Raw genomic sequence first — 4,869 nt, 5'->3', positions numbered from 1 at the left:
GTTGCGCTTCCAGGGCAGTGCGCCACCTCCGCCCTTGCGGGTCACCTTGGGGACGGGGCAGCCGAAGTTGAGGTCGATGTGGGCGACGCCGTACTCGCCGCAGAGGATCTCGGCGGCCTTGCCGACGTAGACGGGGTCGGTTCCGTAGAGCTGCACCGAGCGGGTCGTCTCGAGATCGTCGAAGACCAGCATCTTGAGCGTGGTGTCGTCGCGCTCGACCAGCCCGCGGCTGGTGATCATCTCGCACACGTAGAGCCCGGCGCCCTGCTCGGCGCACAGGCGGCGGTAGGCGGCGTTGGTGATGCCGGCCATCGGGGCCAGCACCACGGGCGTGTCGACCGTGAGGGGGCCGAGGCGGAGCGGTGCGGTCACCGATCCATTCTGGACCTGGTGGCCGCTCCGCGAGGAATCAGGAGGTCACCGGCGGCTGGGCGTCGCCGTCGCGCCGGGGGTCCTGGGCCCGCCCTTCTTCCCGCCCCGGGCGCCGAGGTCGGTGACCGTGCCGGTCCAGGTGATCGGGACGACACCCTCGGGCGGCCGGAACATCACCGAGACCAGCTCGGCACCGGCCGGCACCAGGAAGATCAGGCACGAGCGGGCCTCGTCGTCGGGGGCGAAGATCGCGGGCAGCGTCGAACCGGGGCACGGCGCGAAGGCCGGGTCGATGCCGGTCGGCGGGATCAGCCGCTCCTCGGAGTCGACGACGTAGAGGGGCAGCTGCCGCTCGCCGAGGTCGGTGTCGCCGTCGTTGGTGACCTCGGTCGAGACGAAGTAGGGCGTGGAGGCCGCGCCGGCGGCGTCGAGCTGGAAGCCGACCAGGGACTTCTTCACCGTGGTGCGCTCGACCCGGTCGACCCGGACGTCGACGACGCCGACCACGTCCTGGCGCGGCTTCCACGCAGCCAGGGCGGGCTGCCGGAAGGTCAGCTCCGTGCCGGGCTCGGTCAGCTCGACGCCCTCCGGGGTCGGGAGGTAGGCGGCGGGGTCGGCCAGGTCCGTCGGGTCGGTGACGCCGTCGGTGGCAGACGTCGCCGAGGTCGGGGCCGGAGTCGGCTCCGGGGTGCCGGCGCCCTCGTCGGGCTCGCCCGAGACGTCGCTGCAGCCGGCGAGCACGCCGACGACCAGGGTGCTGGCGAGCACCAGGCGGAGCGGGCGGCGGGCCACGGTGGCTCAGGCCCCGACGAGGCGCTCGGCCAGGTAGGCGGTGACGCCGGAGAGCGGAATGCGGGCCTGCTCCATGGTGTCGCGCTCGCGGATCGTGACGGCGTCGTCCTCGAGGGTCTCGAAGTCGACGGTGATGCAGAACGGGGTGCCGACCTCGTCCTGGCGGCGGTAGCGCTTGCCGATGGCGCCGGCGTCGTCGAAGTCGACGTTCCAGCCGCGACGCAGCTCCGCGGCGAGGTCGCGCGCCTTGGGCGACAGGTCGGCGTTGCGGCTCAGCGGCAGCACGGCGACCTTGACCGGGGCCAGGCGCGGGTCGAGGCGCAGCACGGTGCGCTTGTCGACGCCGCCCTTGGTGTTGGGGGCCTCGTCCTCCTCGTAGGCGTCGACGAGGAACGTCATCAGGCTGCGCGACAGCCCGGCCGCCGGCTCGATGACGTAGGGGACGTAGCGCTCGTTGTTGGCCTGGTCGAAGTAGCTGAGGTCCTTGCCGGAGGCCTCGCCGTGGGTCTTGAGGTCGAAGTCGGTGCGGTTGGCGATGCCCTCGAGCTCACCCCACTCGGAGCCGGCGAAGTTGAAGCGGTACTCGATGTCGACGGTGCGCTTGGAGTAGTGCGACAGCTTCTCCTTCGCGTGCTCGTAGTGGCGCAGGTTGTCGGGGTCGATCCCGAGGTCGGTGTACCACCGGGTGCGCTCGTCGATCCAGTACTGGTGCCACTCCTCGTCCTCGCCGGGCTTGACGAAGAACTCCATCTCCATCTGCTCGAACTCGCGGGTGCGGAAGATGAAGTTGCCGGGGGTGATCTCGTTGCGGAAGCTCTTGCCGATCTGGGCGATGCCGAACGGCGGCTTGCTGCGGCTGCTGGTGACCACGTTGGCGAAGTTGAGGAAGATGCCCTGGGCGGTCTCGGGGCGGAGGTAGTGCAGGCCTTCCTCGTTCTCGATGACCCCGAGGTAGGTCTTGAGCAGGCCGGAGAACTGGCGCGGCTCGGTCCACGCGCCGCGGGTGCCGCAGTTGGGGCAGGCGAGGGTCGCGAGGTCGATCGAGTCGGGGTCGGTGTCGCCGCCCTTCTTCTCGGCGGCCGCCTCCTGCAGGTGGTCGGCGCGGAAGCGCTTGTGGCACGACTGGCACTCGGTCAGCGGGTCGCTGAAGGTGGCGACGTGGCCGCTGGCCTCCCAGGTCTGGCGCGGCAGGATGATCGAGGAGTCGAGCCCGACGACGTCGCCGCGCAGCTGCACCATGGACTTCCACCACTGGCGCTTGATGTTGTCCTTGAGCTCGACGCCGAGCGGGCCGTAGTCCCAGGCCGACTTGGTGCCGCCGTAGATCTCGCCGCACGGGTAGACGAACCCCCGGCGCTTGGCGAGGGAGACGACGTTGTCGACGGCGGACGGGGGCGGCTTGGCCACGAAGAGCTCCTGGTGCTGGGTTCGGTCGGCTGGCTGCCGATCGTGCCCTTCAGCCTATCGATCGTGTCTGCCGGATATTGAGGTCGGTGCCGGGATCGGCGACCTCGTAGGCGCTGGGCTCGTCCAGCGCCCGGCTCAGGGTCGGCACCGCGTGGAGCTTGACGTCGTACGCCGACAGCGCGCGCCGGTAGGCGCCCACGTGCTCCCACGTCGTCGTGAGCACCCAGAGCTCGGGGTCGTCGACGTTGCGGCCCATCGTGCCGCCGCGGTAGCCGGGCCGCTCGGCGAGTGCCTCGTGGGCTCGCTGCAGGTCGGCGCGGAACGCCGCGCCCTCGGGTTCCGGCACACGGAAGCGGTTCACGACGATCACCTCCTCACCCTAGGGTCGGCGCATGACCACCCCCGCCGAGCTCCCCTACGTCAAGCCCGACGGCATCGCCTACCCCGACGCCCCGTGGCAGATGGTGGGGTCTCTGTGGCTCACCGTGTTCCGCCTCGGTCACAAGGCCCGGTCCCCGGACGGCAGTCTCCGTCCGAAGGGCGTCTACGGTGCCGCCTTCGTGTCCTACGAGGAGGGCAGCCCGCTCACCTACTCCGAGCTGCTCGTCGCCCGGGCGCTGCCGGCCAGCGACGGCAAGGGCCGCAAGGTCAGCATCACCGACATCTGGGTCGACTCCCCCGCGTCCGTCGCCGGTGGGCGGGAGCTGTGGGCGATCCCCAAGGGCCTGTGCGACTTCGACCTCGAGTCCAGCCACCGCGGGCCTCTGTCGTCGACGAGCTGGTCGGCCTCGCTCGACCGCCGGCCGATCGCCTCGGCGTCCTTCCGCGACGTGTCCCGGGCCGCCCCCCGACTGCCCTTCAAGGGCTCGACCTTCCAGCCCGCGCTGCCCGAGGGCGGCGGCGACAAGGGAGCCGTGCTGCAGGGGTCGTCGAAGGCCCTCCCCGCCCGGGCACGCTGGGACTTCGCCGCCGACGGCCCGCTGGGCTTCATGCGCGACGCGCGCCAGCTGGCGTCGTTCCGGATGGCGTCGTTCCGGATGTCCTTCGGCTGACCCGGGACGGCCGTGGTGCGGGGACGCCCCGAGCCCGACCCCGCGCTGGTGGCGCGGGTGGCGTCGTGCGCCCTGACGCTGCCGGAGGCCTACGAGGAGGACGCGTGGACAGGGGTCCGGTGGCGCGTCCGGAAGAAGACGTTCGCCCACGCCCTGGTGACGACCCCGGACCGCGCCCACGACCACTACGACCTGGACCTCGCCGGGCCGACACCCATCCTGACGTTCCGCTCGAGCGGCGAGGAGCTGCTGGCACTCACGCTCGCTGGACGGCCGTTCTTCAAGCCGCCCTGGTCGCCGACCGTCGTGGCGATGCTGCTCGGCGACGACACGGACTGGGACGAGGTCGGTGAGCTGGTGACCGAGAGCTATCGGCTGCTCGCGCCCCAGAAGCTCGTGGCGCGGCTCCCGTCCATCGGCCCCACGGACTCCCCGGGCTGACCCGGGCGGCTCAGCGTTGGGTGCGCTGCTGCTTCTTGGTCTCGGCGAGGTCCTTGAGCCGGTCGGCGTCGGCCTTGGCCTCGGCCGCCGTCTGCTCGGTCGTACGGGCGTCGTCGAGCTCGGACGACGCCGCCTGTCGGGCCGCCTTCTTCTTGGCTGCCGCGACGGAGTCGACCTGCTTCTTGCGCTGCTCGACGCCGGCGGCGCGGCTCGACGCACGCTGGTCGGCGTCGGCCTTCTTGGCCGCGGCCGCCTGCGCGGCGGCCGTCGCGGCCTCCTGCTTGGCCTGCGCCTCGACGGCGTCCGCCTCGTCGAGCCCGGACGCGATGCGGTCCTGGGCGGCGTCACGCTGATCGGAGGCCTGGCGCCGACCGGCAGCGACGGTCTCGTCGGCGCGTTCGCGACGCGCCGCGGCGTCGAGCTCGAGCCGGGCTGCGGTCAGCAGCTTCGCCGAACGCTCCAGGCGCTCGGACCCGCGGCGGGCGATGCCCGGGTTGGCCAGGACGGTACCCGCGAGCTTGTCGGCCGAGCCCATGGCCTTGTCGAGGGCGACCCGCGGCCCAGAGGTCTCGGGCAGGAGCTGCGAGAGCCGCTTGTCGAGGAGGGCGAGCGGCATCCGGGCCAGCTCGTAGGGAAGGGCGACGGCGGTCCTGATCATGGTGGTCCTCAGCTCTCGGTCTCGGCGCGCAGCTGCGCGGCCTGGTGGTCGGCGGCGGCGGCCTCGCGCTCGAGGCGGGTCGCCTCGGCAGCCGCGTCCTGCTCGGTCGTCGTGGCGTCGTCGGCCAGGGCGGCGGCCTCGGCGACC

General features: G+C 72.2%; 7 protein-coding genes. 2 read left to right on the top strand and 5 right to left on the bottom strand.

Annotated features, from left to right (window positions below; translation table 11 throughout):
* The 4 genes from Q7T52_RS00505 to Q7T52_RS00490 all read right to left on the bottom strand — a co-directional run.
* A partial coding sequence (locus Q7T52_RS00505; RefSeq protein WP_304798441.1) for a tRNA-dihydrouridine synthase family protein occupies positions 1 to 312 on the bottom strand: 312 nt, incomplete at its 3' end.
* Positions 313 to 417: 105 nt separating this feature from the next.
* Positions 418 to 1,164 carry a hypothetical protein gene (locus Q7T52_RS00500; protein WP_304798438.1) on the bottom strand — a complete coding sequence of 249 codons (747 nt, stop codon included), beginning with the start codon at positions 1,162 to 1,164 and terminating at the stop codon, positions 418 to 420.
* A 6-nt stretch (positions 1,165 to 1,170) separates the two neighbouring features.
* Complete coding sequence (locus tag Q7T52_RS00495; RefSeq protein WP_304798435.1) at positions 1,171 to 2,571, bottom strand: glycine--tRNA ligase; 1,401 nt, start codon at positions 2,569 to 2,571, stop codon at positions 1,171 to 1,173.
* 49 nt (positions 2,572 to 2,620) lie between these two features.
* Positions 2,621 to 2,932: an antibiotic biosynthesis monooxygenase gene (locus Q7T52_RS00490; protein ID WP_304798432.1), complete on the bottom strand. Its 312-nt coding sequence runs from the start codon at positions 2,930 to 2,932 to the stop codon at positions 2,621 to 2,623.
* A 31-nt stretch (positions 2,933 to 2,963) separates the two neighbouring features.
* On the opposite strand from Q7T52_RS00490, the gene Q7T52_RS00485 reads away from it, so the two are divergent.
* Positions 2,964 to 3,623, top strand: coding sequence for an acetoacetate decarboxylase family protein (locus tag Q7T52_RS00485; RefSeq protein WP_304798430.1), 660 nt, complete (start codon positions 2,964 to 2,966; stop codon positions 3,621 to 3,623).
* 12 nt (positions 3,624 to 3,635) lie between these two features.
* Positions 3,636 to 4,064 (top strand): MmcQ/YjbR family DNA-binding protein, encoded by a 429-nt coding sequence (locus Q7T52_RS00480; protein WP_304798427.1) that lies wholly within the window; start codon positions 3,636 to 3,638, stop codon positions 4,062 to 4,064.
* Positions 4,065 to 4,074: 10 nt separating this feature from the next.
* Here Q7T52_RS00480 and Q7T52_RS00475 read toward each other — a convergent pair whose 3' ends face one another.
* Entirely contained in the window at positions 4,075 to 4,722 is a 648-nt protein-coding gene (locus tag Q7T52_RS00475; protein WP_304798425.1) for a hypothetical protein, read from the bottom strand.
* Between the last annotated feature and the right edge of the window lie 147 nt (positions 4,723 to 4,869).

Origin of the sequence: Nocardioides sp. (assembly GCF_030655615.1) — a bacterium.
Taxonomy (GTDB): domain Bacteria; phylum Actinomycetota; class Actinomycetes; order Propionibacteriales; family Nocardioidaceae; genus Nocardioides.
This window is presented reverse-complemented; position numbering and strand designations above follow the sequence as displayed.